21 protein-coding genes are annotated in these 26,050 nt (G+C 37.3%); 19 read left to right on the top strand and 2 right to left on the bottom strand.

The genetic code is table 11. From position 1 onward, the window contains the following. The first annotated feature begins 35 nt into the window (after nt 1-35). From ISU02_RS11475 to ISU02_RS11395, 18 genes are all read left to right on the top strand, one after another. Entirely contained in the window at nt 36-1,925 is a 1,890-nt protein-coding gene (locus ISU02_RS11475; RefSeq protein WP_194701986.1) for a beta-glucoside-specific PTS transporter subunit IIABC, read from the top strand. After that, complete coding sequence (locus ISU02_RS11470; protein ID WP_194701985.1) at nt 1,926-3,338, top strand: glycoside hydrolase family 1 protein; 1,413 nt, start codon at nt 1,926-1,928, stop codon at nt 3,336-3,338. A gap of 246 nt (nt 3,339-3,584) precedes the next feature. Further along, complete coding sequence (gene scfA, locus ISU02_RS11465; RefSeq protein WP_069872587.1) at nt 3,585-3,725, top strand: six-cysteine ranthipeptide SCIFF; 141 nt, start codon at nt 3,585-3,587, stop codon at nt 3,723-3,725. A gap of 75 nt (nt 3,726-3,800) precedes the next feature. Beyond that, complete coding sequence (gene scfB, locus ISU02_RS11460) at nt 3,801-5,165, top strand: thioether cross-link-forming SCIFF peptide maturase (RefSeq protein WP_194701984.1); 1,365 nt, start codon at nt 3,801-3,803, stop codon at nt 5,163-5,165. Next, on the top strand, nt 5,162-5,668 hold the full coding sequence (locus ISU02_RS11455) for a gamma carbonic anhydrase family protein (protein WP_194701983.1): 507 nt from the start codon (nt 5,162-5,164) through the stop codon (nt 5,666-5,668). The genes scfB and ISU02_RS11455 overlap by 4 nt, the downstream gene beginning before the upstream one ends. Before the next feature lie 12 nt (nt 5,669-5,680). After that, nucleotides 5,681-6,976: a protein translocase subunit SecD gene (gene secD, locus ISU02_RS23940; RefSeq protein ID WP_228727794.1), complete on the top strand. Its 1,296-nt coding sequence runs from the start codon at nt 5,681-5,683 to the stop codon at nt 6,974-6,976. A 5-nt stretch (nt 6,977-6,981) separates the two neighbouring features. Further along, nucleotides 6,982-7,872 carry a protein translocase subunit SecF gene (gene secF, locus ISU02_RS23935; RefSeq protein WP_228727793.1) on the top strand — a complete coding sequence of 297 codons (891 nt, stop codon included), beginning with the start codon at nt 6,982-6,984 and terminating at the stop codon, nt 7,870-7,872. Nucleotides 7,873-7,998: 126 nt separating this feature from the next. Then, the gene (locus ISU02_RS11445) at nt 7,999-8,421 is read left to right on the top strand and encodes a LapA family protein (RefSeq protein WP_194701982.1); all 423 of its coding nucleotides are present in this window, start codon (nt 7,999-8,001) and stop codon (nt 8,419-8,421) included. Then, nucleotides 8,422-10,746 carry a single-stranded-DNA-specific exonuclease RecJ gene (gene recJ / locus ISU02_RS11440; protein WP_194701981.1) on the top strand — a complete coding sequence of 775 codons (2,325 nt, stop codon included), beginning with the start codon at nt 8,422-8,424 and terminating at the stop codon, nt 10,744-10,746. A gap of 11 nt (nt 10,747-10,757) precedes the next feature. Continuing rightward, nucleotides 10,758-11,276: an adenine phosphoribosyltransferase gene (locus tag ISU02_RS11435; protein WP_194701980.1), complete on the top strand. Its 519-nt coding sequence runs from the start codon at nt 10,758-10,760 to the stop codon at nt 11,274-11,276. Between the two features lie 162 nt (nt 11,277-11,438). Then, nucleotides 11,439-13,616 (top strand): RelA/SpoT family protein, encoded by a 2,178-nt coding sequence (locus ISU02_RS11430; RefSeq protein WP_194701979.1) that lies wholly within the window; start codon nt 11,439-11,441, stop codon nt 13,614-13,616. Between the two features lie 18 nt (nt 13,617-13,634). Next, the gene (gene dtd / locus ISU02_RS11425; protein WP_194701978.1) at nt 13,635-14,084 is read left to right on the top strand and encodes a D-aminoacyl-tRNA deacylase; all 450 of its coding nucleotides are present in this window, start codon (nt 13,635-13,637) and stop codon (nt 14,082-14,084) included. Between the two features lie 21 nt (nt 14,085-14,105). Further along, entirely contained in the window at nt 14,106-14,729 is a 624-nt protein-coding gene (locus tag ISU02_RS11420; protein ID WP_194701977.1) for an MBL fold metallo-hydrolase, read from the top strand. A gap of 19 nt (nt 14,730-14,748) precedes the next feature. Beyond that, nucleotides 14,749-16,299 (top strand): coproporphyrinogen dehydrogenase HemZ, encoded by a 1,551-nt coding sequence (gene hemZ, locus ISU02_RS11415; RefSeq protein WP_194701976.1) that lies wholly within the window; start codon nt 14,749-14,751, stop codon nt 16,297-16,299. A gap of 141 nt (nt 16,300-16,440) precedes the next feature. Further along, on the top strand, nt 16,441-18,228 hold the full coding sequence (gene aspS, locus ISU02_RS11410; RefSeq protein WP_194701975.1) for an aspartate--tRNA ligase: 1,788 nt from the start codon (nt 16,441-16,443) through the stop codon (nt 18,226-18,228). Nucleotides 18,229-18,437: 209 nt separating this feature from the next. Then, a complete protein-coding gene (locus ISU02_RS11405; protein WP_194701974.1) occupies nt 18,438-18,890 on the top strand; it encodes a SoxR reducing system RseC family protein in 453 nt (150 codons plus the stop codon). A 31-nt stretch (nt 18,891-18,921) separates the two neighbouring features. Next, the gene (locus ISU02_RS11400; RefSeq protein ID WP_194701973.1) at nt 18,922-20,328 is read left to right on the top strand and encodes a sigma-54 interaction domain-containing protein; all 1,407 of its coding nucleotides are present in this window, start codon (nt 18,922-18,924) and stop codon (nt 20,326-20,328) included. 127 nt (nt 20,329-20,455) lie between these two features. Then, nucleotides 20,456-22,264 (top strand): GGDEF domain-containing protein, encoded by a 1,809-nt coding sequence (locus ISU02_RS11395; protein WP_194701972.1) that lies wholly within the window; start codon nt 20,456-20,458, stop codon nt 22,262-22,264. Between the two features lie 178 nt (nt 22,265-22,442). Here the strand turns inward: ISU02_RS11395 and ISU02_RS11390 are convergent, their stop codons facing one another. Together ISU02_RS11390 and ISU02_RS11385 are read right to left on the bottom strand one after the other, a co-directional pair. Then, nucleotides 22,443-23,327 carry a DMT family transporter gene (locus ISU02_RS11390; protein ID WP_194701971.1) on the bottom strand — a complete coding sequence of 295 codons (885 nt, stop codon included), beginning with the start codon at nt 23,325-23,327 and terminating at the stop codon, nt 22,443-22,445. A 24-nt stretch (nt 23,328-23,351) separates the two neighbouring features. Next, nucleotides 23,352-24,590: an MFS transporter gene (locus ISU02_RS11385; protein ID WP_194701970.1), complete on the bottom strand. Its 1,239-nt coding sequence runs from the start codon at nt 24,588-24,590 to the stop codon at nt 23,352-23,354. A 361-nt stretch (nt 24,591-24,951) separates the two neighbouring features. Between ISU02_RS11385 and ord the strand changes: the two genes are divergently transcribed. Beyond that, nucleotides 24,952-26,001, top strand: coding sequence for a 2,4-diaminopentanoate dehydrogenase (gene ord / locus ISU02_RS11380; protein WP_194701969.1), 1,050 nt, complete (start codon nt 24,952-24,954; stop codon nt 25,999-26,001). Nucleotides 26,002-26,050: the final 49 nt, after the last annotated feature.

Genomic DNA, 26,050 nt, shown 5'->3' with positions numbered 1-26,050 from the left:
CAAACATAAATCTTAAAATTAAGGAGAAATTTAAAATGAAAGAATTTGCTCAAAAAATTATTGATTTAGTGGGTGGAAGCGAAAATATTCTTAGTGTTACGCATTGTGCTACCAGATTAAGATTTAGAATTGAAAAATCTGAGTTAGCAAATACGGAAGCGTTAAAGGCACTTCCAGGTGTTATTACAGCATTAAACAGCGGTGGGCAATATCAAGTGGTCATTGGTGAGAAGGTTGTTGAAGTTTATGATGCTATTCAAGAACTTCTCAATAGAGAATCATCAAAATCGTCAAAGGCATCGAAAAAATCAAATAACTTTTTGGATTTAACCACAAGCATTTTTGGACCAACAATGGGTGTATTAGCAGCAAGTGGTATTTTAAGAGGCTTAATTGCACTTGCTGTTGCAATCAATGTTTTAGATAAAGCTTCAAGTACCTATCTCATACTAAATGCAATTGGAATGTCTATCTTCTATTTTTATCCAGTTCTCTTAGGGTATACGTCTGCTAAAAAGTTTGGAATAGATCCGTTTATTGGATTGGCAATTGGGGCAACTTTCATGTATCCTGATCTGGTAAAGGCAGTTTCGAATGAGCCTATAAGAATTTTATTTGAGGGAACACTATTGCAATCGAAAGTACAATTGACATTTATGAACATTCCGGTTGTGTTGATGAATTATACATCATCTGTAATTCCTGTGATCGTAACCACTTATTTTGCAAGCAAAGTTTCGAAGACCTTTGAGAAATTTTTGCCTAAATTGATTAGAAAATTGTTTTTACCTTGTATTGTGCTTGTGGTATCTGTTTTACTTGGCTTAATTATACTTGGACCGATTGTAACTTTAGGTTGTAATGCAGTTGGTTTTGTAATTACAAATCTCTTTGAAATTAATAACGTGTTGACTTCAGCTGTTCTTGGATTTTTCTGGCAAACGCTTGTTATGTTTGGCTTACACAAAGGACTCTTGCCAATTAGTATCAATAACTTATCGGTCTATGGTTATGATTATATTTACCCAGTTGCAAGTATCGCAGCTTATGCAACTGGCGGGGCAGTATTAGCAGTATTCTTTAAAACTAAAAATGAGAAAATGAAAGATTTGAGTATCGCCTCATTCTTTCAAATATTAGTCGCCGCCATTACAGAACCAGCTATTTATGGCATCACAATTCCACTTAAAAAACCCTTTATTGCAGCAAATTTAGGGGCGGCAGTTGGCAGTATTGTACTGGGAATATTTAACACCAAATGTTATTTCATATCGGCGAACAGTTTATTTGGAATCCCGTCTTACATTGAACCCAATGGCACTTTCGGAAGAGGTTTTTGGGGGATAATCATAGGAACAGCAGTTGCGGCAATCTGTGGTTTTATATTTACTTATCTCATTGGATTTGAAGAAAAAAATGATGAGATTTCAATCAACGAGAAGCTTAAAATCGGTGCGATTGAAACGGTCAACTTTGTTGCGCCAGTCAGCGGTCGTATAGTACCGTTGGAACAATTAAAGGATAAAGTTTTTTCATCAAAATCAATGGGGGATGGCATTGCAATAAGACCAGAAAGCAATCAACTGGTATCACCAGTAGAAGGTACAGTCGAATTTGTTTTTCCATCAGGACATGCTGTGGGGATTAAATCAAAAGAAGGCGTAGATTTATTGCTTCACATAGGCATTGATTCAGCAAGCCTTGAGGATACTTTTAAAGCAAAAGTAGCTAAAGGTGATCGTGTTAAAAAAGGGGATGTACTGGTCAATTTTGATTTAAAAAAATTGGAAAGCGGAAGTGTGGATTCAGCGGTGATCATCGTTGTTACAAATTCAACAGATTATATGGATGTTATGAAAGAGAATGTTGAAACCGTAAATGCACAAGACAATTTATTGACAGTAATAGAAGGAGGACACCTATAAATGTTGAATAAATCAGATTCCGGATTTCCAAAAGATTTCTTATGGGGTGGAGCAACAGCGGCAAATCAATGCGAAGGGGCTTGGAATGAAGGTGGTAAAATGCCAAGTATCTCTGATGTGATCACAAACGGTTCCCATAAGGTGAGAAGAGAAATAACCGATGGCATTATAGAAGGAAAATATTATCCAAGCCATAAAGCCATTGATCACTATCATAGATATAAAGAAGATATCGCTCTTTTTGCTGAAATGGGTTTTACTTGTTATAGAATGTCCATTGCTTGGTCTAGAATATTTCCAACTGGAAATGAAACGGAACCCAATGAGGCAGGGTTGGCACACTATGATTTTGTATTTGATGAATGTTTGAAATACGGAATTGAACCTCTTGTAACCATTAGCCATTATGAAATGCCTTTGGGTCTCCTCGATAAGGGATCTTGGTTAAATCGCGAGGTTGTAGATGACTATCTCCGTTATTGTAAAGCGATTTTTAACCGCTATAAGGGCAAGGTTAAGCACTGGATCACTTTTAATGAAATCAATTGTATATCTTTTTCAACTTGGAAATGTGCTGGATTGAAAGTCACTGATGAAGAAAGTAAAATGATTGCAGCATATCATCAATTCATTGCCAGTGCTCAAGCAGTTAAATTAGGACATGAAATAGATTCTAATAATAAAATTGGCATGATGTTCGGGGGTGTTTTTTCTTATCCCAATACTTGTGATCCAGAAGATGTTATTCGAAATATGGAATATATGCATAATGCTCTGTTTTATTGCGATGTACAATGTAGAGGTTACTACCCAGCCTACAAGGTAAAGGAACTTGAAAGAAAAGGTATTGAACTGCCAATTTTAGAAGGTGACAGTGAGATACTGTTAAGTGGTAAAGTTGATTTTATATCTTTCAGTTATTATTTTTCATTGGTATGCGGCAAAAATACGCCGTTAGAGGCAAATCATAAGCATGCATTTGATACAGGTTATTTGAATCCCTATTTGGAAGCAACAGAATGGGATTGGAAAATAGATCCTATCGGCTTGCGGTATGCACTTAATTTGTTCTATGATCGTTATCAAATTCCTGTGATGGTTGTGGAAAATGGTATGGGAGCAGTTGATGTCCTTGAAGAGGGGATTGTTCATGATCCATATAGGATAGATTATTTTAAGTCGCATTTAAAAGAAGTAAAAAAAGCCATTGAAATTGACGGCATCCCAGTGATGGGGTACACGAGTTGGGGCTGTATAGACCTTGTGAGTGCTGGCACTGGTGAAATGAAAAAAAGATATGGTTTTATCTATGTAGATATGGACGATTATGGTAATGGCACTTTGAACAGGTATAAAAAAGATAGTTTTTATTGGTATAAAGATGTAATCAAAACGAATGGTCAAGAACTATAGTCTATAATCTAATTTCAAAATACTCATAATAAAGGTACAATAAAAAGGGCAGGAAGACTTAGTGGAAAATAATTCTACAGGTGGACCTGCCCAATTAATTGGTGGCGATTCTTGTGGAAAACGTCAACTTTTTGAACATCGACTTTACTGCTTTTCATCCTAAAAAAAGTATGGTATAATGATTTGTGTTTTCTTTTCACTAAGAATTGACAGATTAAGTCAATGAAACGTTAAGGAGGAAATGAGATGAAACATATTAAAACATTAAACAGTGGCACATTAAAAAGTTCTGCTGCACATGGTGGTTGCGGGGAATGTCAAACATCTTGTCAATCAGCTTGTAAAACTTCTTGTACTGTTGGAAATCAAGAATGTGAAAATAAATAATAGCTTCAGTTTAGAAAGCAGCTTGAAGCTGCTTTTCTTCATGCCTTTAGGTGAGCTCTAGAAATGGAGGATTTAATGATTCATAAGTTTAAGCAAGGCGATCTACACTTTGTCCTTGATGTGAATAGTGGTGCGGTACATGTGGTTGATGAAATCGTATCTGATGTACTTGAATATTATCCCAAAACATCTCCGGTAAACGTCGTTAAAAATTTGATGGACCGCTATCCAGAAGAAATGATTAAGGAAACAATTGATGAAATAGATGAGTTAATAGAACAAGAGATGCTGTTTACTGATGACCAATATGTCAATTCTATTGAATTTCAAAATAGAAGTCCAGTCATTAAAGCCATGTGTCTTCATATTGCGCATGATTGCAACATAAGATGCGCTTATTGTTTTGCGTCTCAGGGTGATTTTAAAGGCGATCGTTCAATGATGTCCTTTGAAGTCGGTAAAAAGGCTTTAGACTTGCTCGTTCAATACTCGGGTAACCGGAGAAACTTAGAAGTGGATTTCTTTGGTGGGGAACCCCTTATGAATTTTGAGGTGGTTAAACAATTGGTTGAGTATGGTCGCAGTTTAGAAGAAGCACACAAGAAACGCTTTAGATTTACACTGACTACAAATGGTGTATTGCTCAACGATGAAATTATGGCGTATGTGAATGAGCATATGGAAAATGTCGTCCTCAGCATTGACGGCAGAAAAGAAGTCAATGATAAGATGAGATACACAATTTCAGGTGGCGGTACATATGATGTGATCGTCCCTAAGTTCAAGAAATTAGTGGAAAGCCGTAAGGGTAAATCTTATTATGTGAGAGGGACTTTTACGAAGTACAATAAAGATTTTGCTAAAGATGTTTTGCACTTAGCGGATTTGGGATTTAAGTCGACATCGATAGAACCTGTTGTAGCACATCCTGATGATCACTATGCACTTTCTGAAGCAGATATAGAGTTCATCAACAAGCAATACGATGAGCTTGCAGATGCTTTGATTGAAAGAAAAGGCACTGAAAAAGAGTTTTCTTTTTTCCACTTTGCAATTGATATGAAACAAGGACCCTGTGTGGTGAAACGCCTATCCGGTTGTGGTGCAGGTTCTGAATATCTGGCCATTACACCTGTGGGAGATATTTATCCTTGTCATCAATTTGTTGGAGACGAGCACTTTAAGATGGGTAATGTCATGGCAGGCCTTTTAGACTTTGGCCTAACAAATGAATTTAAAAATGCGCATGTCTATAATAAAGAAAAATGTCGCGAGTGCTGGGCGAAATTTTACTGTAGTGGCGGCTGTCATGCGAATGCCTATAATTTTAATAAAGACATTTATGTGCCTTATGATTTAGGGTGTGAACTGGAGAAAAAACGTATTGAATGTTCCATATACATTTATGGCAAATTAAATGAAGAAAAGGGTACGTTATGATTAAAGATTTCAAATCCAAAAGACCTCAAATTCAGCCGAGTTGCTTCATAGCAGAAAGTGCTGATATTATAGGAGAAGTAATAGTAGAAGAAAGTGCGAACATTTGGTATAATACAGTAGTTAGGGGTGACGTCGAACCCATTTTTATTGGAAATTATACAAATGTTCAAGATCAAGTCGTCATCCACACCAGTCATGGTTTTCCAGTTTCGATTGGACCGTATGTCTCAATCGGTCATGGCGCAATCGTACACGGTTGTACTTTGGAAGATCATGTATTGATTGGCATGGGAGCAATCGTTCTAGATGGTGCTTATGTAGAAAGAAATTGCATCATTGGAGCTGGGGCTCTAATTCCACCAAATAAGAGAATTCCAAGCAATTCATTAGTCGTGGGGTCTCCGGGAAAAATCGTGAGAACCCTAACGGACGCAGAAATTGAACAGATTAAGCAATCTGCCATAGAATATGTGGAATTGTCACAACATCATAAATCAAAATAGGGAGGAAGCTAGATGAAAGGAAAAAATACGATCTTGTTTTTCCTAGTTGTTGCACTCATAGCAGGTCTTGCATTTGTGGCGATGAATGGGTTAACTATCGGCAGTTACACTTTGGGATCAGTAAATGATTCTATGAAATTAGGCCTTGATATCAAAGGTGGCGTCGTGGTCGTTTACGAAGCAAAGACAGACGAAACAGGAACAGATTTGATTAAGACAATGGAACAGACAAAGCAAGTTATTGGAAAACGTGTTAATGAACTTGGATTGACAGAACCTATTATTACGATTCAAGGGGATAAACGCATTAGGATAGAATTACCGGGTGTGAGCAATGCTCAAGAAGCGATCAATATGATCGGTAAAACAGCGCAACTTGAATTTGCCAGAGTAACTGGTGATACACCAGCTTATTCAGGAATGACAAGTGATATGTTCGAGTCTGAAACCGTTTTAACAGGCGAAAACATTGACGATGCGTATGTTTCAACGAATTCATACAATCAACCGGTAGTAGCTTTAAAATTTGATTCTACAGGTACAGATTTATTCACAGAAGGTACAAGAGCGGCAACAAATGACGGTACTCAGATTGGACAGATCGCGATTTTATTGGATGGGAAAGTAATTTCTGCACCAACAGTAAAGAAGGTTTTGACAGATAATAGTGCAGTCATTGAAGGCAGTTTTACACTTGCAGCTGCAAACGAACTTGCAACACTCATTAGAGGTGGTGCACTTCCCGTTCAATTAGAAGAGATTCAAACTTCTGTAATTGGGCCGACGTTGGGACTGGATTCACTTAAATCAGCCATTAATGCTGCTAAGATTGGTTTGATACTAGTGGTTTTATTCATGCTTGTATATTACCGTATACCAGGTATCATTGCATCTATAGCACTCGTCCTTTATGCAACGATTGTGCTTTATGTCATGATCGGATTTAATGCAACATTAACATTGCCAGGGATTGCAGGTATTGTCTTATCTCTTGGTATGGCGGTGGATGCCAACGTCATTATCTTTGAGAGATTAAAAGAAGAAATGCTTGTTGGAAAATCGCTTAGAGCTTCTATTGATGGTGGTTTCCACAGAGCGATGAGAACCATTATAGATTCAAATGTCACGACTTTTATTGCAGCTGTTATCCTATTTATATTTGGAGAAGGGCCAATCAAAGGTTTTGCAGTTACACTTATGATTGGTATTGTTTCAAGTATGTTCACAGCAGTTGTCGTCACTAAAACGTTATTGAAACTATCGCTTGGTTTCACAGATCGTAAAAAACTCTATGGATCAAGGGGGTAGCTGAAATGAAAGAAATTAAATTTACACCAAAATATAAATTATGGTTTGGCATTTCAGGTGCTGTCATCTTAATTGGCCTCGTTTTGATGCTTACAAGAGGTCTTAATTTTGGGATAGATTTCACTGGCGGTACAATGATGCAAATCAACCTCAATCAGACGGTTAGCGTCAGCGAAGTAAGTGATGCCATAAAAGAATTTGATCTCTCGCCAGAAATTGTTCATGCTGGGGAGCAAAAACATGAAGTGATCATTAAGACGAAGTCATCTTTATCCAATGAAGACCGAGCACAAATTTTTAATGTACTAAAGACAAAATACAATTTACAAGATTCTGATTTTAGAAGCGCAGAACAGTTTGGTGCGGCTATTGGATCAGAGATTAGAAACCGAGCTTTAATGGCAATAAGTGTTGCGGCGATTTTCATGCTCATCTACATCTGGTTTAGATTTGAGTTGATTTTCGGCGTGGCTGCAATTGTGGCATTGCTTCACGATATATTGATTTTAATTTCAGTGTATTCTATTTTCAATTTGACTGTAAACTCCTCTTTTATTGCGGCGATATTGACTATTGTGGGTTACTCAATCAATGATACCATTGTTGTCTTTGACAGAGTAAGAGAAAATGTTAAAAGATCAAAAGGAAAATCTCACTTTGAAGTTGCAGATAAATCAATTAATCAGACGCTCACAAGATCTATCAATACTTCGCTTACGACTTTACTTGTAATCGGTGCGCTCTACTTTTTAGGTGTTGAATCTATTAGGGAATTTGCTTTACCACTTATGACAGGAATTGCTGTAGGTACTTATTCTTCGATCTTTATTGCAAGTCCTGTATGGGCAATTGTTAGAAATAAAATTGCACGTAAAGGCTCATATGCTGCTAATTAATCATATTGAATATCTGTAGATAACAAATGTCATCTTAAGCGTTATGATCAAAACTTTCAACTAAACAGGTGGGTTTGATTATAACGCTTTTTTAAACAGCGAAACATATTTGTAAAGGAGGTTTATATGCAATTAAATGTCGTTTTAACACTTATTTTTGCCATTGTTATTGCAGCTTTTGCACTTTTTAATGCATCTGTTGTTACAGTGAGTTTCTTTTTTGCCAAAGTAGAATTATCACTGGCGATTGTCATTATAGCTTCAGCTCTAATCGGTGCGCTTATTATTTGGTTCTTCGATGCATTTAAGAAATTAAGAACCAATAAGCAAATGAAGGAATTGAACAAAAAAAATACAGAATTTGAAAAGAAACTGATTCAAAAGGAAGCTTATATCAAGGAACTTGAAGAAAAAGTATCGCTAAAAGAAGCTTTGATTAATGAATTAAAGGCAAATGAAACTTTAAGAGCTCGAGAAAATACACCTGCTGTTGAAACCATGCCGAATGATGAAACTGCACAAAATAACAATTTAGAAAACGGTGACTAAATGATTTTTCAAAACTCAATATGGCATTCGATTAATATTGAAGAAGACCATATAAAGCAATATAGCAAGATTTTTAATACGGAACCACTTATTACAAAGTTGTTGTTGGATCGTGGCATGACCACTGCTGAACAAGCGAATACTTTTTTTTCACCAAAGCTAGAGAATTTGCACGATCCATTTTTATTGAAAGATATGACTGTTGCTGTCGATCGAATAAAAAAGGCTATTAGCGCAAAAGAAAAAATATGGATTTATGGGGATTATGATGTAGATGGCATTACAAGTATCACAGTCATGTGTCGTTATTTTAAATATATAGGATTGGACGTATCTTATTATATTCCCGATCGACATGACGAAGGTTACGGCATCAGTCGTAAGGGCATTGAAATGATTCACGAGATGCAAGGTTCATTGATTATAACTGTGGATAGTGGCATCACAGCTGTTGAAGAAGTGAAATATGCCAAAACATTCGGCATAGATGTCATTGTCACGGATCACCATGAATGCCAAGAGACACTACCGGAGGCATTGGCCATACTGAATCCTAAAATCGAAGGTTATCCCTTTGAGATGCTCTGTGGCTGCGGTGTCGCTTTAAAACTTATTCAAGCGCTTATGGGAGATGCTTTTATTGAATTTGCCCCCACCGTTATGGACGTTGTTGCTCTTGGAACCATTGCGGATATTGTACCACTGAGAGATGAAAATCGAATTTTTGCTAAATTGGGTCTTAAGCAGATGATGTCATCTCAAATTCCAGGGATTAGAGCTCTTGTCAAAGAAGCTAATCTTCAAGGAAAGGAAATCAATGCTGGACATATTGGCTTTATTGTGGCACCGAGGATAAATGCATCGGGTAGAATTGGTGATCCCAAAATTGCTGTGGAGATGCTCTTAACGGATGATGTTCAGAAAGCAGAGTCCATTGCTAAAACTTTAAGTGAACTCAATGCTGAAAGACAATCAAGGGAAAAACTGATTTTAGAAGAAGCCCTCAATTTTATAAAGACGGATATTGATCTTGAAAGAGAAAAGATATTGCTTGTGGTGGGCAAGGCTTGGCATACTGGCATTATAGGTATTGTTGCTTCTAAGCTTTGCGATCGATTTTCTAGACCTGTGGTCATTCTCAACATGGAAGATGGTTTGGCAAAAGGGTCTGCAAGAAGTGTCGATGGTATCAGCATATTCGAGGTTTTGAGTCAGTTTAAAGGGTTGTATGAGAAATTTGGAGGCCATGAACAAGCAGCGGGTTTGACCTTGAAAGCAGATCATGTGCCATTGCTTAAGCAGGGACTTCTAGAATACAGTGAATCCAACATTTCTTTTGAAATGCTCACACGAAGACGTAAAACGGATGGTATTCTTAAGCCACAAATGGTCAATCATAAGCTCATAGAAGAGATTGATGCTTTAAAGCCCTTTGGACTTTCAAATCCAAAACCTCAATTCACATTTGAAAATTTGATATTGGAAGACTTTAAATGCATCGGTAAGGAACAAACTCATCTCAAAATGATTGTCAATGATGGGGTCAGGGTATATGATGCCTTGTCCTTTAACAATGCACATTTAAGTCGTTACTTAAGAAAACAAGATAAGCTGCATTTGCTTTTGAATTTAGAGATCAATCATTTCATGGGTGTTGAGACTATTCAGTTCATGGTTAAGGATGTAGTCAAAGCCCATATGCCCATGAGTGAATTGTTAGAACTTAAAATGATGAAAGCGGTTTCTAATTTTATTGAAGCAGGCACGCCCAAAAAGAATATCTGTAAATTTACAAGTGAGTCAGATTTTGATATAATATGCTTTGCCCCTGAAAATAAGACACTCTTTGTGTATTCTATTGAAGGAATGATTCGATTAAAAGATTATTTTTTTGAACGCAATTTTTATGCATATGCTTTACATTTCAATGAACTCGATGTTAAAGAGTGCGTGAAAGGCCATATGGATGTTGTGTTCATGCCTTATGAAAGTACGATGAATCAAATACCTGCTGCGATTGTATTAGAAGAAAATTGGAATTTATCAATCCACATTCCCAGCAGAAATGATTTGATGCATTTTTATAAAAATATAGGTTCGTTAACTCAATTTGAGCTCAAGAAAAAAGCGCATCAGTTGAATTTGACCATGCCAAAGTGCTTGATTTGTTTGGATTTATTAATGGATATGAATTTGATTCAATATTCAGAGAAAAGTGGTATTGTAAGTCTTCGCGTTTTAGCCAAACCAGAAAAGCGGATTGATTTAGAAGCTTTACCGCTTTATAAAAAAATATGGGGGCCTCACAGAGAGGCGCATTATTAGGAGGCAGTCAGATGGATTTTAAGTCTAAAATTAGAGTGGTTGAGGATTTTCCAAAAGCAGGTATCAGTTTTAAAGATATTACAACACTATTAGCAGATGGACAGGCTTACGCGCAGGCGATTGATGCTTGTATTAAGATGCTGGAGGGGGTTGAGTATGATGTCATAGTTGGTCCAGAGGCTCGTGGATTTTTATTAGGAGCGCCAATGTCTGTATTGACTAAGAAAGGATTCGTACCCATTAGAAAACCTGGTAAGTTGCCATATGAAACCATAAAACATCAATATGAACTTGAGTATGGCGTGGACACTTTAGAAGTCCATAAAGACGCGATTAAAGCTGGAGATCGTGTTTTGATCGTGGATGATTTGCTTGCAACTGGAGGCACTGCCAAAGCTGCTTGCGAACTCATTGAAAAACTCGGTGGCGAAGTCGTTGGACTTGCATTTTTAATGGAATTAGAATTTTTAAATGGAAGAGAAAAACTTGAGGGCTATGAAGTATTTTCAGTTATCCCTTTTGAGTCATAAAAAAGAGTTGTAAATTTAAACGGTAATCGTTACAATATATATAAGTAGTTCGCAAGGTAAGCCTATGCGAACTATTATTATAGACAACAAAATTTGAGCCAAAAAGGGTTTCACCGAGGTTCCAATATGGCTTAATTATAGGAAAGAAATAATGGTGTGCTTATGAACTTAGAAGACTATTTGACGCGAGTAAAACAATTTGCGCCCTATGTGAATTTGGATAGAATTGCAAAAGCTTATCAATATGGAGAAATCGCTCATGAAGGGCAGATGCGTAAAGATGGAACAACGCCTTTTTTCAGTCATCCTGCTAACGTTTCACTGATTCTTGCTGAACTTGAAATGGATGAAGAGACGATTATTGCAGCTTTATTGCATGACACTGTTGAAGATACTACGGTGAAACTTGAAGATGTAAGAACTGAATTTGGTGATGATGTGGCGCTGTTGGTAGATGGGGTCACTAAATTGGCTGTCATCAATTATGAGACAAAACAAGAGCGACAAGTTGAGAATTTAAGGAAAATGTTTCTGGCCATGTCAAGTGATATTAGAGTGATCTTGATAAAACTTGCAGATAGACTTCATAATATAAGAACACTTGGCAATATGCCACCTGAAAAGCAAAAGGAAAAAGCGGAAGAAACTCTAGAAATATTTGCGCCCATTGCCAATAGACTGGGGATTTTTAAAATCAAATGGGAACTTGAAGATCTGAGTTTGAAGTATTTAGATCCCGAGGGATACTTGGATCTGGTTAAAAAAGTGGATAAAAAGAGGACAGAGCGCGAATCTATTATCAATGATTACTTGGCTAAACTCAACAAAGCGCTCACTGAACTTCACATAAACTTCGAAATATATGGAAGACCTAAAAATTTTTATAGCATTTATAAAAAAATGAAATATCAGCACAAGGAATTTGATGAAATATATGATATTACGGCAATTCGTATTATTTGTGATGATATCAAAGATTGTTACAGTGCCTTGGGTGCGGTGCATACGCTTTGGACGCCTATACCTGGCAGATTTAAAGATTATATCGCCATGCCTAAACCAAACCTGTATCAATCTATTCATACGACTTTAATGGGGAATGGCGAACCCTTTGAAATCCAAATTAGAACGCGAGAAATGCATCGAATCGCTGAGATCGGTATCGCTGCGCATTGGAAGTATAAAGAGGGCACTAATGCTGCCAACACAGAGATGGAAAAGAAAATTTCTTGGTTCAGACAAATGATGGAATGGCAAAGCGATCTTAAAGATCCGAGTGAATTCATGAAGTCCTTAAAGTTTGACCTTTTCAATACAGAAGTATTTGTCTTTACGCCTGATGGAGCTGTGGTGGATTTGCCGGTGGGGTCTACACCAATCGATTTTGCATATAAAATTCACTCTGAAGTGGGGAACAAATGCGTTGGTGCCAAAGTCAATGGCCGCATTGTACCGATTAACTATCAGCTTCAAAATGGACAGCGCGTGGAAATTCTAACGAGTAAGAATGCAGTTGGTCCTTCACGTGATTGGCTTAAGTTTGTAAAGAGCACACAGGCAAAACAACGTATCAAACAATGGTTTAAGAAAGAGCGTCGCGAAGAGAATATTGAAAAAGGTCACGAAATGATCATGAGCGAGTTGCGTAAGCAAAATTTACCAACTAAGGTTGTGCTCAATGAAGAATATTTAGCCGAAATATTGAGAAGACTCAGCTTAAAGTCTCTAGATGATATGTATAATGCCATTGGATATGGGGGGATCTTGACGAATCAAGTCGTCCCTAAAATTAGAGAAAAGTATATTAAAGAACAAAAAGAAGAACAGGCTAAAAAGGTCCCTGAAGTTGAAAAACCAGAAGAGCATTCGAAGCGAAAAGAAGAAAAGAAAAATGAAACAGGTGTCTCCGTTAAGGGCATTGATGATATTTTAATTCGATTTGCCAAATGCTGTAGCCCAGTTCCAGGCGATGAAATTATTGGTTATATCACCCGTGGAAGAGGGGTTACAATTCACAGAGCTGACTGTGAAAACTTTGAGAAGACCGATGATTCCAAAAATAGATTCATAGAAGTAGAATGGGCTGATTCTAAAGAATCGTCATATTTGACCAATATTCAAGTGGTATCCATAGATAGAAAGGGACTCTTGTCGGATATTACGACAATGATGCATGACCTCAATATGATGATGACGGGAATTAGTGCTAAAATTGATAAAAATGGCATCGTAATCATCAATATTTCCATGGAGATTTCAGATATAGAAGAACTCAACAAATTTACTCGAAAGGTAAAAATGTTATCGGATGTCATTGAAGTTAAAAGGGTTACATCGTAAAAAATAAAGGAGCTAGACATGAGAGCAGTTGTTCAACGGGTGAATTTTTCATCTGTGGAGGTTGATGGCGTAATTGTAGGTACGGTTAAAAAGGGATTAAATGTCTTATTGGGTGTCGGCGAAGGTGATACTCAAAAGGATGTCGAATATATGGTAGAGAAAATATGTGGTTTGCGCATTTTTGAAGATGCTGATGATAAAATGAACTTATCGCTTTTAGATGTTGGTGGAGAAATGCTTTGTATTTCACAATTTACCCTATATGGGGATGTGAGAAAAGGCAAGAGACCAAGTTTTAGCAGTGCGGCAAAACCTGAAGAAGCCAATCTTTTATACGAGTCCTTTATGGAGGCGGTGAAGGGTAAAGGCATTACTGTGCAAAAGGGTACATTTGGGGCTCATATGATCGTTGACATTCAAAACGATGGGCCTGTAACAATAATGTTGGATTCACAAAGAAACTTTTAGTGAACGATTTAAGGAGGAAACATGATACTTGAAAGACTTGCCGTTGGTTCTTATGCTGCTAATTGCTATATTATAGCAGATCAGGAAACCAAAGAGGCCATGGTAATAGATCCAGGTGGAGAAGCGGATCGCATCTATAAAAAAATTGAAAGCAAAGATCTTAAAGTAAAATATATTGTTTTGACGCATGGGCACGGTGATCATATTGGTGCAGTAGAACAGCTCAGAAAGCTGACGGGTTCAAAAGTTTTAATTCATCACGATGATGCGGAACTCTTAGAAGATCCAGCGCTGAATTTAACGCTTAATATGAATGGACCGGACATTGCATTTAAAGCGGACAAAACGATTGGTGAAGATGCCAAATTGGCTGTTGGTAAACATAAATGTAGTGTGATCCATACACCGGGGCATACCAAAGGTGGTATTTGTCTTTACTTTGGCACCCTGAAAATATTGTTCGTAGGGGATACGCTGTTCTACGGTTCTGTGGGGAGAACGGATTTATATGGTGGTAATCATAAACAGATGATCAGTGCAATTAAGGATAAATTGCTGGCTCTAGAGGATGATGTCACTGTATATCCAGGACATGGTGCCAGTACGACCATTGGTTTTGAAAGAAAGAAAAATCCGTTTTTATAGGTGTTAGGATGTTGCAAAAATGAAGAATTTAATAGTGCTTGTAAGGGATCGAAAACATTTTTATGATCTTGAAAACCTGCTTGAGATCTTTGTGTTAAAATCTCACTTATCCTTTACTGAGGATGAGGACATGTACAATCAGCATCTTTCAGAAGGCGATTATGGTCTGATTGTGGAAGTGATAGATGATTACAAATATGTGCCTTCAAATTCATCTTTATCCTCAGGTGTGCAGGTATGTTCTGTAGAATCAGTATCCGATGTAAAAAAAGATTCTGAATCAGAAATGTGTCTTCGATTAGAGATACAAGTGGATCATCATAATGAAGTTGTCGAACTGAAAACCGTAAAAGCCCATTTCAAACGCAAAATGAAAAGGGCTTTATATGAGTTGATGGTCAAATACTATGAACCCATGTCCAAATGGGGCATTCTCGTTGGCATTAGACCGGTTAAGATTGTACATGAACTCATGGATCAAGGCCTCAGTGTTTCTGAAATCAGAAAGCAACTGAGTGAAATGTATCTCATATCGGAAGAAAAGATCAATTTGCTGCTTGAAATTGCACAAAGAGAAAGACCTTACTTATTTCCAATAGAATCCGATAAAATATCGATATATATATGTATTCCATTTTGTCCAACAAGATGCCTTTATTGCTCTTTTCCTTCTAATTCACTTGAAAAAAAGGCAAAGTTAGTGCCGATTTACTTAGAAAAATTATTGGAAGAAATTAAGTTTACCTTTGATCTGATCCATAAAAAGGGTCAGGTGATTGATTGTATTTATATAGGCGGCGGAACGCCTACCAGCTTAGATGCTGTGCAAATGGAACGATTATTACAAACCATTTGTGAGGCCACTGACTTGAGCCTTGTGAAGGAATTTACAGTGGAAGCAGGCCGACCAGATACGATTGATGCGATTAAACTTAAAGTCTTGAAAAAGTATGGCGTCGATCGTATTTGTATCAATCCCCAAACGATGAATGATAAGACGTTAAATTTGATTGGCAGAAATCATAAGGTCTCCGATATTCAAGAGGTTATGCAATTGGCTAAAAGGATTGGTTTTAGGAGTATCAACATGGATCTCATCATGGGACTTCCTGAGGAAGATGTGGCATTGGCAAGTGCTACAATTGATGAGACATTGAAGCTCGATCCTGAAAATATAACCATTCACACATTAGCGGTTAAAAGAGCATCTAGACTTCACGAATCGATAGAAGCATACGAGCTCTCTCATGATCATACAGTGGCGACTATGATGCATATGTCGGACCTATCTCTTAGAGCAAATGGGTATGCGCCTTATTATATGTATAGGCAAAAAAAGATGATCGGTCATCTTGAAAATGTAGGCTATGCCAAGATTGGCTATGAATCGCTTTACAATATGAGGATTATGGAAGAAAGACACACTATAGTGGCTTTAGGTGCTGGTGCGGTTTCTAAAATTTGTTTTCCTGAGGAAAATCGATTTGAGCGCGTCGCCAATTTTAAAGGCGTTGAGGATTATATTACGCGGTTTGATGAAGTGCTTGCAAAAAAGCATCAGGCGTATTGATGAATCCGCAGGATTTATATATAATAGTCATGAATCCTCGATCATGAATCCTCGATTATGAATTCACGAGTATGAAAACAGATAAAATCAAAAAAATAACAGCAGAAATTCGAGCTGGTAAATAAATTATTGGAGGAAGACATGGGTGAAGCATTAAATGGATTAAAACGTTCACATTATAGTGGTGCGTTACGTGAAGCCAATATTGGTGAAACCGTAACTTTAATGGGATGGGTACAAAAAAGAAGAAATCTTGGTGGCTTGATTTTTGTAGACTTAAGAGACAGGGAAGGTATTTGTCAGATTATCTTTGATGCGGATGTCTCTGCTGAAGCCTTTGAAAAAGCATCTTCGATTCGAAATGAATACGTACTGGCTGTAACAGGGAAAGTTGAAAAGAGACAGTCTGTCAATGATCAATTGCCAACCGGTCAAATTGAAGTCTTTGCATCAGAACTAAAGATCTTATGCGAGTCTGAAGTACCACCTATTCACGTGGAGGATAACGATGATGCTGGTGAGCGATTGAGACTTAAGTATCGTTATCTAGACCTTAGAAAGCCTAAAATGCAAAAAAGTCTTATCACTAGACATAAAGTGACTTCAGTTGTCAGAAGTTTTTTTAATGAAAATGGCTTTATAGATGTGGAAACGCCAATGCTTACAAAACCGACTCCAGAGGGTGCAAGGGATTACTTGGTTCCAAGTCGTGTTAACCCTAACAAATTTTATGCATTACCTCAGTCACCGCAATTGTTTAAACAATTGCTTATGGTTTCTGGGTTTGATCGATATTATCAAATTACGAAATGTTTTAGAGATGAAGATCTCAGAGCGGATCGTCAGCCTGAGTTTACTCAAATTGATATAGAGATGTCCTTTGTGGATGAGGACGATGTGATGGGCATGAATGAGCAATTGCTTAAGCGCATCTTTAAAGAAGTCGCTGATGTTGAAGTGGCTCTACCGCTTAAGAGGTTGACTTATAAAGAGGCTATGGAGCGTTTTGGTTCAGATAAGCCCGATTTGAGATTTGGCTTTGAATTGGAGTGCATCAATGAAATTGTCAAAACATCTGATTTTAAAGTATTTAAGGATACCGTCGCAAATGGTGGTGATGTTAGAGGCATAAACTTCAAAGGCCATGCAGGCAATATTTCAAGAAAAGAGATTGGCAAGTTAGAGGATTTTGTCAAAACTTATGGTGCAAAAGGACTTGCTTGGATTAAACTTTCAGGTGGTGAAGTGACTTCTCCAATCGCCAAGTTTTTATCCCCTGAAATGATGGGTGAAATTATTCAAAAGATGAATGGTGAAGACGGGGATTTACTGGTGTTCGTTGCAGATAAATCAAGTGTTGTATTCGATGCCTTAGGTGCGCTTAGATGCGAAGTTGCTAAAAAATTAGATGTGATTGATCGTTCAAAATATGAATTTTTATGGGTAACGGATTTTCCACTCTTTGAATATGACGAAGAAGAAAATCGTTACATGGCAAAACATCATCCGTTTACATCACCTAAGGATGAGGATATTGAAAAGTTGGAATCAGACCCAGCAAATTGTAGGGCAAAGGCATATGATATTGTTCTCAATGGTTATGAGATTGGTGGCGGTTCGATTCGGATTCATGTTCCAGAAGTTCAAGAGAGAATGTTTAAAGCGCTTGGCTTCACAGAAGAAGATGCCAACGAGAAATTTGGTTTCTTTATTGATGCCTTTAAATACGGAGCGCCGCCACATGGTGGACTTGCATATGGTTTGGATCGAATTATTATGTTGATCGTAGGGACAGAGAACATCAGAGACGTTATTGCATTCCCTAAGACGCAAGATGCAAGGTGTCCGCTTACAAATGCGCCTGGGTTCGCTGATGATAAACAGCTTGATGAGCTATTCCTTAAAATAACACCTGTTGAAAAAAAATAAGAAATAAAGCGATGTGAAGCGTCAATGAGAGTTCTTCTCATTGACGCTTTGTTTTAGAAGGCCTATAATTATAGTATAGAAACAATCTTGTGAAGACAGACTCACGAAGGCAGTGCTGTTTTTATGCATTTGTATGAGCTCGTGAAATGGTAAATGGGTTTAATCGATAGAGTAGATAAAATGATGGATTGAATCGGAAAGGGCGTGATATGATGAATCGAACTGGTATTATTGTAAAAGAGATGGGGCAATATTCAAAAGTGAAGCTGATGAGACATACTGCTTGCGGCAATTGTGGCGCTTGCCATTTGGGTGATGATCAAAAGGATGTTCACCTAATAGCACTTAATGATGTACATGGCGAAGAAGGCGATTTGGTTGAAGTGGTCATGGGGACAGATAGTGTACTTAAAGCGGCCTTTATCATGTATATAATACCGCTTGCGGCACTTTTAATAGGTGTATTTTTAGGGCAACCGATCTTTGGAATGATGAATTTAAGTAATATTGAGGTGCCTTCTGCACTTTTAGGACTTGTATTGATGGTTGGCACTTATTTGGTCATCAAAAAAAATGATCAGAAATTTCTTAAAAGTAAAAAATATACGGCGCATATTGAAATGATTGTACAAAAGCATCACAAGGAAATGCAACCATTGTAAGGTTGAAATTGCTCAAAAAATGGGGGATTTTATGAATTTGGATCAAATATTATTTAGAGCAAGTAAAAATATATTAGATACCATTGAAGAAGGCATCCACATTGTTGACTTCAATGGTATTTCAATTGTTTACAATAAAGCAATGGAAGAGATTGAAGGACTAAAGAAAAATCAAGTAATTGGACGGCATCTACTGGATATATTTCCAGACTGGACTAAAGAGAATTCCACTCTACTCACTGTGCTCAACACTCGAATGCCCATTTTTAATAGAGAACAAACGTATCTGAATTTAAAAGGGAAACGCATTTCAACAATTAATACTACATACCCAATCTTTGAAGAAGAGACACTTATAGGCGCTGTGGAAATCGCCAAAAATCTCACTGCAGTCACAGATATGACGGAGCAAATCATTGAATTGCAACAGAAGTTAATAAAGCCTGTCAAGAAGGAATTGGGCATTAGGCAATACCATTTTGATGAACTGATTGGCAAGAATGAGAAGTATCAAGAAGCTATTAAAATTGCAAAGAGAGCTTCTAATTCAACTTCAAGCGTTTTAATCTATGGGGATACAGGCACTGGCAAGGAATTGTTTGCTCAGAGTATTCATTTTGCCAGCGCCAGACAAAATCATCCCTTTATTGCTCAAAATTGCGCTGCAATACCGGATTCCCTCTTGGAGAGCTTGCTCTTTGGCACAGCTAAGGGTGCTTTTACAGGTGCTCAGGACAGACCAGGACTCTTTGAACAAGCAGACGGAGGCACACTCTTCCTAGACGAGATTAATAGTATGAGCATGTCATTGCAAGCTAAGCTCTTAAGAGTCTTACAAGAAAATTATGTAAGGCGTGTTGGCGGGAATAAAGACCTTCCTGTGGATGTTCGGATTATTGCGGCTACCAACGAAGCGCCAGAGGTACTCATTGAAAGCGGACATATGCGTAAGGATCTCTATTATCGGATCAATGTCATCAATCTCAGAATTCCCAGCCTCAATGAACGGAAAGATGATATTCCCTTTCTTGTGGATTATTTTATTAGAGAATATAATGACAAATTGGACAAGGATGTATGGATGCTTGCTGAGGAACTTCAAAATGCATTTAAAGTTTACGATTGGGCAGGTAATATAAGAGAGTTAAAAAATTTCATTGAGTCGGCCATGAATCTTATTACAGATGAACATGTGATTACAAAAGAACACATGCCAAGTCATGTTTTAGAAGTGCTTCTCTTAAAGAGCAAATACATCCAAGACGATGTCATAGAAGTGGATGATCTCAATGTGCATCTACAAAATATCGAGAAGGATATTTTAAAAAAGACATTGGCCTATTATTATAATAATGTGTCTAAAGCGGCGAAACACCTCAATATTTCAAGGCAAAATCTACAATATAAAATTAAAATATATGGAATTTCAATGGACTGAGCCGAATAGGCTCTTTTTTTATTGCAGACTGAATTTTTGAATGATTATTTTTACTTAAGTTTGATTTGGTCTTAACAAGGATTTAAAATCTGAATGGTATGGTTGAAAAGAAAGAGAGGGATTCTTCATGACTTTACCATTGATGGATGTAACAGAACATGTAGAAAATGAAAGCGATATTGAGTCAATTTTCTTAGAGATACTTGAAAACGAGAGTATTACAACATTGTATCAACCTATTTTTAGTCTAAAAACGGGTGAAGTATTGGGCTATGAAGCGTTATCGCGTGGACCAGAAAATACACCGCTTTATTCGCCGCTCAAGTTGATTGAAACAGCACATGAATTAGGGAAAATATGGGAACTCGAAATGTTATTTCGACAAAAGGCACTTGAAAGGGCTAAAATGCTAAAAAAGAATCAACTTCTATTTATAAATGTTGATCCTGACATTATGAAATCCACTGAGTTTAAATCAGGACTTACAAAGGAATATTTGGCTCAAAATGGACTTTCGGAAAATTCAATTGTCTTTGAAATCACCGAGCGGACTTCAATCAATGATTACGAGTCTTTTCAGGGTATTTTGGAAAACTACCGGATACAAGGTTATCAGATTGCAATAGATGATGTTGGTGCAGGTTATTCAGGGCTTAAAACCATTAATGAAGTGAGGCCGCACTTTATAAAAATTGATATGGATCTTATTCGAAACATCGATAAGGATGCTTTTAAACAGTCTTTAATAAAAGCCTTTGTGGATACTTCTATTACTACTAATATCAAGGTAATTGCTGAGGGAATAGAATCAAAAGAGGAGCTCAAAACGCTTATTTTGCTTGGCGTACATGCTGCGCAAGGGTTTTATCTAAAACAACCTGCTCGAAGTCTGTCCAATGCAGATGATGATTTGATTAAGCGAATCAAAGATTATAACCAAATTGCGAACAATATGAATGCGTACTCATCAGAGTATCACTATATTTCCACTTTGGTCAGTGAGAGTGATCAAACAACTTATGAGTCCATGACGCACTGTGTGACGATTAAGAGTTTTTTAGAGAATACAGGCAAGCAAAGTGTCTGCATTTGTGACAATAACATCCCAAAGGGCATTGTCATGAAACATGATTTAGATGCAGCCATGTCTGGAAAGTATGGCTATGCGGTGTTCTCCAATCGCCCTATCTCTAAAATCATGTACGAACATGCTCTAGTGGTGGATTATTTTACGCCCATTAATGTGGTGGCCAAAAAGGCTATGGAGAGATCTGATGATCGCTTATTTGATGATGTCATTGTTATAAAGGGTAATCAATACTTTGGACTTGTGACTATGAAAAAGATCATGGAATACGCATTGATGTATGAAAAAAATAATGCAAAGGAACATAATCCGCTTTCTGGACTTCCAGGTAATCCGATTATCAATAGGGTTTTGACAGATTTGGTTGCTTATAAAAGCAGTTCGCTTATTTTATACGTAGACATCAATGAGTTTAAAATTTACAATGACGTTTATGGCTTCGAAAAAGGAGATGTCATGATTCGATATTTGGCAGATATGCTCAAAGAGTTGGTAAAGGAGAGATTCCCTTACTCGAATTTCTTGGGACATGTGGGTGGCGATGATTTCGTATTAGTGGTCAACGGAGAAATGGACACTTATGTGAATTTATGCAAGACTATTATTTCAAGATTTGAACGTGACAAGGCCTTGTTTTTTAAAGAAGAGCATTTGGAGATTGGAAAAATACATTCGGAAGATCGTTTTGGCGTCTTCAGAGAGTTGCCTTTGACTTCCTTATCTGTTTCTGGTATATACGGCGATTTATCTGTTTACTCAACTTCTGAAAAATTGAGTGAACAACTTGCTAAAATTAAAAAGAATGTCAAGAAAAAAGGGGCATCAAACTACATGATTTTACCATGCTGACATGAGTAAAAATATGATGTTGGCGTAAGTTGAAATAATTATAAAAATTGCTTAATTAAAAAGAACTGGTTCTTAAAGTCTTCAAATATATTGAAGGCAATGAGGCCAGTTTTTTTCATAAGTCGATAGAACACTGATAAGGTGCATTGGATGTTTCTAAGTGCAACAATAGGGCCTGCTACACCTTGACGCGATTAAATCCAATGACAGAGAGTATGATGCCAATGAGACTCACAAGATGATAGAAATGAACGGTTTCGTTGAGCAGTATAACTGCCAGTAAAGTGGAGATTATGGGGACGAGATTGATAAAAAGAGCTGTTTTAGATGCACCAATTTGACCAATGGCATATTGCTGGATGAGATAGCCGATTACTGTGGGAAAGATGGCCATATAGATCACGGCAAGGTAGGGATTGAGTCCTACGGCAATGGCATTGGTCTTGACAAAAGTGATCAGTGCAAAGGGGGCAAGCATTATGGTACTGGACAAAAAGGTGTAGGCAGAAAGTTTTAATGCCCCAAATTGACGGATGTATTTTCTCACAATAACAGAGTAGATCGCCCATGAGAGCGTACCACAAAGCATGAGGAGATCGCCTTTATTCAGAGTTAAGGTCAGTAGGTTCTCTATATTGCCGTTAATGAGAATAAAAATGACACTTAAAAGTGCTGTGAAAATAAAAAAGATTTTTTTTAGAGTGAGTTTTTCACTGACAAATAAACTGGCTAAAAAAGCAGTAATCAACGGGTTACTGGCATTGATCATAGCGGCTTTTGAGGCTGTGGTGTATTTGAGTGCGCTAAAAAAGAACATGTGATATCCAATCATGCCAATCAGGCCTGTGGCAATGACGATTTTGAGTTGGTCAGAATTTATTTTCCAAGTCTGGGGGTGTTTGTGGATTAACACAGGAAAGAGAATCAAGCTGGCAAGCCCCATCCGAAAAAAAGTCAAGAGTGTGGGACTCAATGCATTGATGCCCAACTTGCCGGCAATAAATGCACCAGCCCAGAAAAATGTGGCAAGGATCATGAGTAGATAAACAGTTTTATTCTTCATTTGGCCTCCATGAATAAAAATAAGCTAATGGCTTGCTTGTTTTTGGAACAATTTTGTAACGGAAAAAAATTGCAATAAAATCAACATAAGTACACTTAAGAATATAAAGACAGCAGTGAAGCCAAAATGATCGGCAATGGCACCAGATAGAGGGGCCACGCAAATTACGATAAACGATTTCAACTGACTTTCTATGGATAAGACCGTGGCACGCTGGTCTTTTTCCAAGTGATCACCAATAATGTCAACGAAGACTGGCCGTCTTGAATCTATTAAAATATTGGAAAGGATAAAGAGCAACACAATAATCATTCTGAGCTCAAAATAAGTGAAAAGTGCAATACCTGAGAAGATCAGGATCATGAGTTTATAAAACAGATCCAAGAGGTTTGCCTTTGAATAGCGATTGAGAAGCTTATAGACATTGCGTGATCCAGCGGCACTGATCACACCGATGATGCCATAGACAACACCCAAATAGACCACCAGAGTTGACTCCGTAGCTTCAAATGTGGCGATGATGAGCAATTGTAGAATAGGTTGAATGTAATCTTCAACACTTTTAAAAATAGCATCTAGAGATGCGGCATTCAACGTGAGCATGATCAATTTTTTGGATTTTAAAAAGCGCGTTAATTGTCTTTTGTTTTCCCTAAAGAAGTCGGAAAGAGAAAAAGTAACTTTATGGCGTTCGTTTAAACTCTCGGGATATGAGGCGATTAATATGAAATCAAACACATAAGGCAATATGGAAAATGCAAATAATATTTTAAGATTCCCTGCATATAAGTAGAATGCAATAGAAATGATTGAAGATAGTGCACTTCCAATGAGCGAAAAGGAACGTGTTCTGCCGTAGACGAATGTCTTGTATTCAAACCAATTCTTTTGTTCCAAATAGGCAAAAATCATGGCTTTATGCGTGCCGGATCTAAAAGCTTCGCCCAGTGCGAAGAAGAGCATTGCCAGCGTGATGACATAAAAATGGCTGCTGATAAAGAACAGCGAGAACGAAATCATATAAAAAATAAAGCAGGTCATGAGCTCAAATTTTTTGCCATAAGTGTCTGCAATTATACCCGAAGGAATTTCAAAAATATAAACGACGGCTTCTCTGAAAGCGTATAAGGCACCAATTTGAAGATAGGATAACCCAACTGAAGACAGATAAATAATGAGATAGGGTTCAAAGAATTTTAAATTCTTAAAAAAACCATAATAGCAAAACTTTTTAATTTGTGGGTCCTTAATTATCGCTTTCATAGGATTACCTCGCTTTATGAGATTATAAACTATTTACAGATGACTTTAAAGAGAAAGTGTATAAAAAACAAAATGCAAAATATTTTGCTTTAATTATTTTAGATAGCAAAATATTTTGCTTTATTCTAGAGAAAATTTGATTTTCAATTAAAATAGCAAGATTTTTTGCGAATTATGTATAAATATGTAAAATATAACGCTGAATTTGGGTGGTGTTATTTGGGAAATACAATGTATGAATATATAAACATCCTGTGTTTTCAATGTCTTAAAGCATTCTCTAAATCGTTTTATGCATTTGGCACAGTATTTGCGTTTATTTATGGTCATAAGGCTAATTACAATATGGAGGTGTTTTCTGATGAGAAATGAGAATGTAAAAGTAGTAATTTGGGGATTTGGAGCCATGGGTAGTGGTATGGCGAAAATGTTAGCGTCGAAAACTGGCGTTGAAATTGTGGGTGTTTGTGATAGACATGAAGCAAGAGTCGGTAAAGATATATATGAGATCCTTGGAGTTGATAGAGGTGATAGACCTAGTGTGATTGTCAATCCCAATATAGAAGAAGTCTTAACGGAGAAATGTGCTGACATCTGTCTTTGTGCGACGGACTCTTTTACAGCAAAAGCATTTCCAAGATTAAAATTTGTGCTTGAGAAAAAAATAAATGTGATTTCTACTGCAGAAGAGATGTCTTATCCGCAATCTCAAAATCCAGAACTTGCTGCTGAACTCGATAAAATAGCAAAAGAAAATGGCGTTTCTATTTTGGGAACAGGTATCAATCCGGGTTTGATCATGGACTTATTAGTGGTTATTTTGACGGGTTGTATGACAGATGTAACGCATATTGAAGCGAAACGTGTGAACAGTTTATCGCCATTTGGTCCTGCGGTAATGGAAGAGCAAGGCGTGGGCATCACTGTGGACGAGTTTAACGCTGGTGTAGCTGATGGTTCGCTTGCAGGTCATGTTGGCTTTGCTGAATCCATTCGAATGATTGGTGATGCAATAGGATGGGACGTTGAAAAATATGAAACTCAAATGAAACCTATTGTGACCAATGTTGATCGCAAATCGCCATATGGTTTTGCGGCTGCTGGCAATGTAGCTGGTGTCAACATGACAGGTCAAGGCTTTGTCAATGGCGAAGTGAAAATTGATATGATTCATCCACAACAAATTGAACCAGAAATGGAAGGTACTTTTACTGGGGACTATGTCACAATAAAGGGTACGCCAGAAGTCAATATGAGTATTCGACCAGAAGTTGAGGGCGGTCTTGGGACAATTGCCATGTGTGTCAACATGATTCCACAAGTCATTAATGCTGATCCAGGTCTTAAAACAATGCTTGATTTGCCAGTTCCAAGAGCAATCATGGGAGATATGAGAAAAATGATCAAATAAGGTTTCGGCAGACAGCGATCATCAGCGAAAATCGTTTTGAGATATCGAG

It is taken from the genome of Fusibacter ferrireducens (assembly GCF_015352425.1).
Taxonomy (GTDB): Bacteria; Bacillota; Clostridia; order Peptostreptococcales; family Acidaminobacteraceae; genus Fusibacter_A; species Fusibacter_A ferrireducens.
Note: the sequence above shows the minus strand (reverse complement) of the source record. Positions and strands in the feature narration are given on the sequence as shown.

What these genes read in the sequence shown, in the direction of transcription:
- ISU02_RS11475 (WP_194701986.1), top strand. Translation starts at nt 36, where the DNA reads ATGAAAGAATTTGCTCAAAAAATTATTGATTTAGTGGGTGGAAGCGAA.
- ISU02_RS11470 (WP_194701985.1), top strand. Translation starts at nt 1,926, where the DNA reads ATGTTGAATAAATCAGATTCCGGATTTCCAAAAGATTTCTTATGGGGT.
- scfA (WP_069872587.1), top strand. Translation starts at nt 3,585, where the DNA reads ATGAAACATATTAAAACATTAAACAGTGGCACATTAAAAAGTTCTGCT.
- scfB (WP_194701984.1), top strand. Translation starts at nt 3,801, where the DNA reads ATGATTCATAAGTTTAAGCAAGGCGATCTACACTTTGTCCTTGATGTG.
- ISU02_RS11455 (WP_194701983.1), top strand. Translation starts at nt 5,162, where the DNA reads ATGATTAAAGATTTCAAATCCAAAAGACCTCAAATTCAGCCGAGTTGC.
- secD (WP_228727794.1), top strand. Translation starts at nt 5,681, where the DNA reads ATGAAAGGAAAAAATACGATCTTGTTTTTCCTAGTTGTTGCACTCATA.
- secF (WP_228727793.1), top strand. Translation starts at nt 6,982, where the DNA reads ATGAAAGAAATTAAATTTACACCAAAATATAAATTATGGTTTGGCATT.
- ISU02_RS11445 (WP_194701982.1), top strand. Translation starts at nt 7,999, where the DNA reads ATGCAATTAAATGTCGTTTTAACACTTATTTTTGCCATTGTTATTGCA.
- recJ (WP_194701981.1), top strand. Translation starts at nt 8,422, where the DNA reads ATGATTTTTCAAAACTCAATATGGCATTCGATTAATATTGAAGAAGAC.
- ISU02_RS11435 (WP_194701980.1), top strand. Translation starts at nt 10,758, where the DNA reads ATGGATTTTAAGTCTAAAATTAGAGTGGTTGAGGATTTTCCAAAAGCA.
- ISU02_RS11430 (WP_194701979.1), top strand. Translation starts at nt 11,439, where the DNA reads ATGAACTTAGAAGACTATTTGACGCGAGTAAAACAATTTGCGCCCTAT.
- dtd (WP_194701978.1), top strand. Translation starts at nt 13,635, where the DNA reads ATGAGAGCAGTTGTTCAACGGGTGAATTTTTCATCTGTGGAGGTTGAT.
- ISU02_RS11420 (WP_194701977.1), top strand. Translation starts at nt 14,106, where the DNA reads ATGATACTTGAAAGACTTGCCGTTGGTTCTTATGCTGCTAATTGCTAT.
- hemZ (WP_194701976.1), top strand. Translation starts at nt 14,749, where the DNA reads ATGAAGAATTTAATAGTGCTTGTAAGGGATCGAAAACATTTTTATGAT.
- aspS (WP_194701975.1), top strand. Translation starts at nt 16,441, where the DNA reads ATGGGTGAAGCATTAAATGGATTAAAACGTTCACATTATAGTGGTGCG.
- ISU02_RS11405 (WP_194701974.1), top strand. Translation starts at nt 18,438, where the DNA reads ATGATGAATCGAACTGGTATTATTGTAAAAGAGATGGGGCAATATTCA.
- ISU02_RS11400 (WP_194701973.1), top strand. Translation starts at nt 18,922, where the DNA reads ATGAATTTGGATCAAATATTATTTAGAGCAAGTAAAAATATATTAGAT.
- ISU02_RS11395 (WP_194701972.1), top strand. Translation starts at nt 20,456, where the DNA reads ATGACTTTACCATTGATGGATGTAACAGAACATGTAGAAAATGAAAGC.
- ISU02_RS11390 (WP_194701971.1), bottom strand. Translation starts at nt 23,327, where the DNA reads ATGAAGAATAAAACTGTTTATCTACTCATGATCCTTGCCACATTTTTC.
- ISU02_RS11385 (WP_194701970.1), bottom strand. Translation starts at nt 24,590, where the DNA reads ATGAAAGCGATAATTAAGGACCCACAAATTAAAAAGTTTTGCTATTAT.
- ord (WP_194701969.1), top strand. Translation starts at nt 24,952, where the DNA reads ATGAGAAATGAGAATGTAAAAGTAGTAATTTGGGGATTTGGAGCCATG.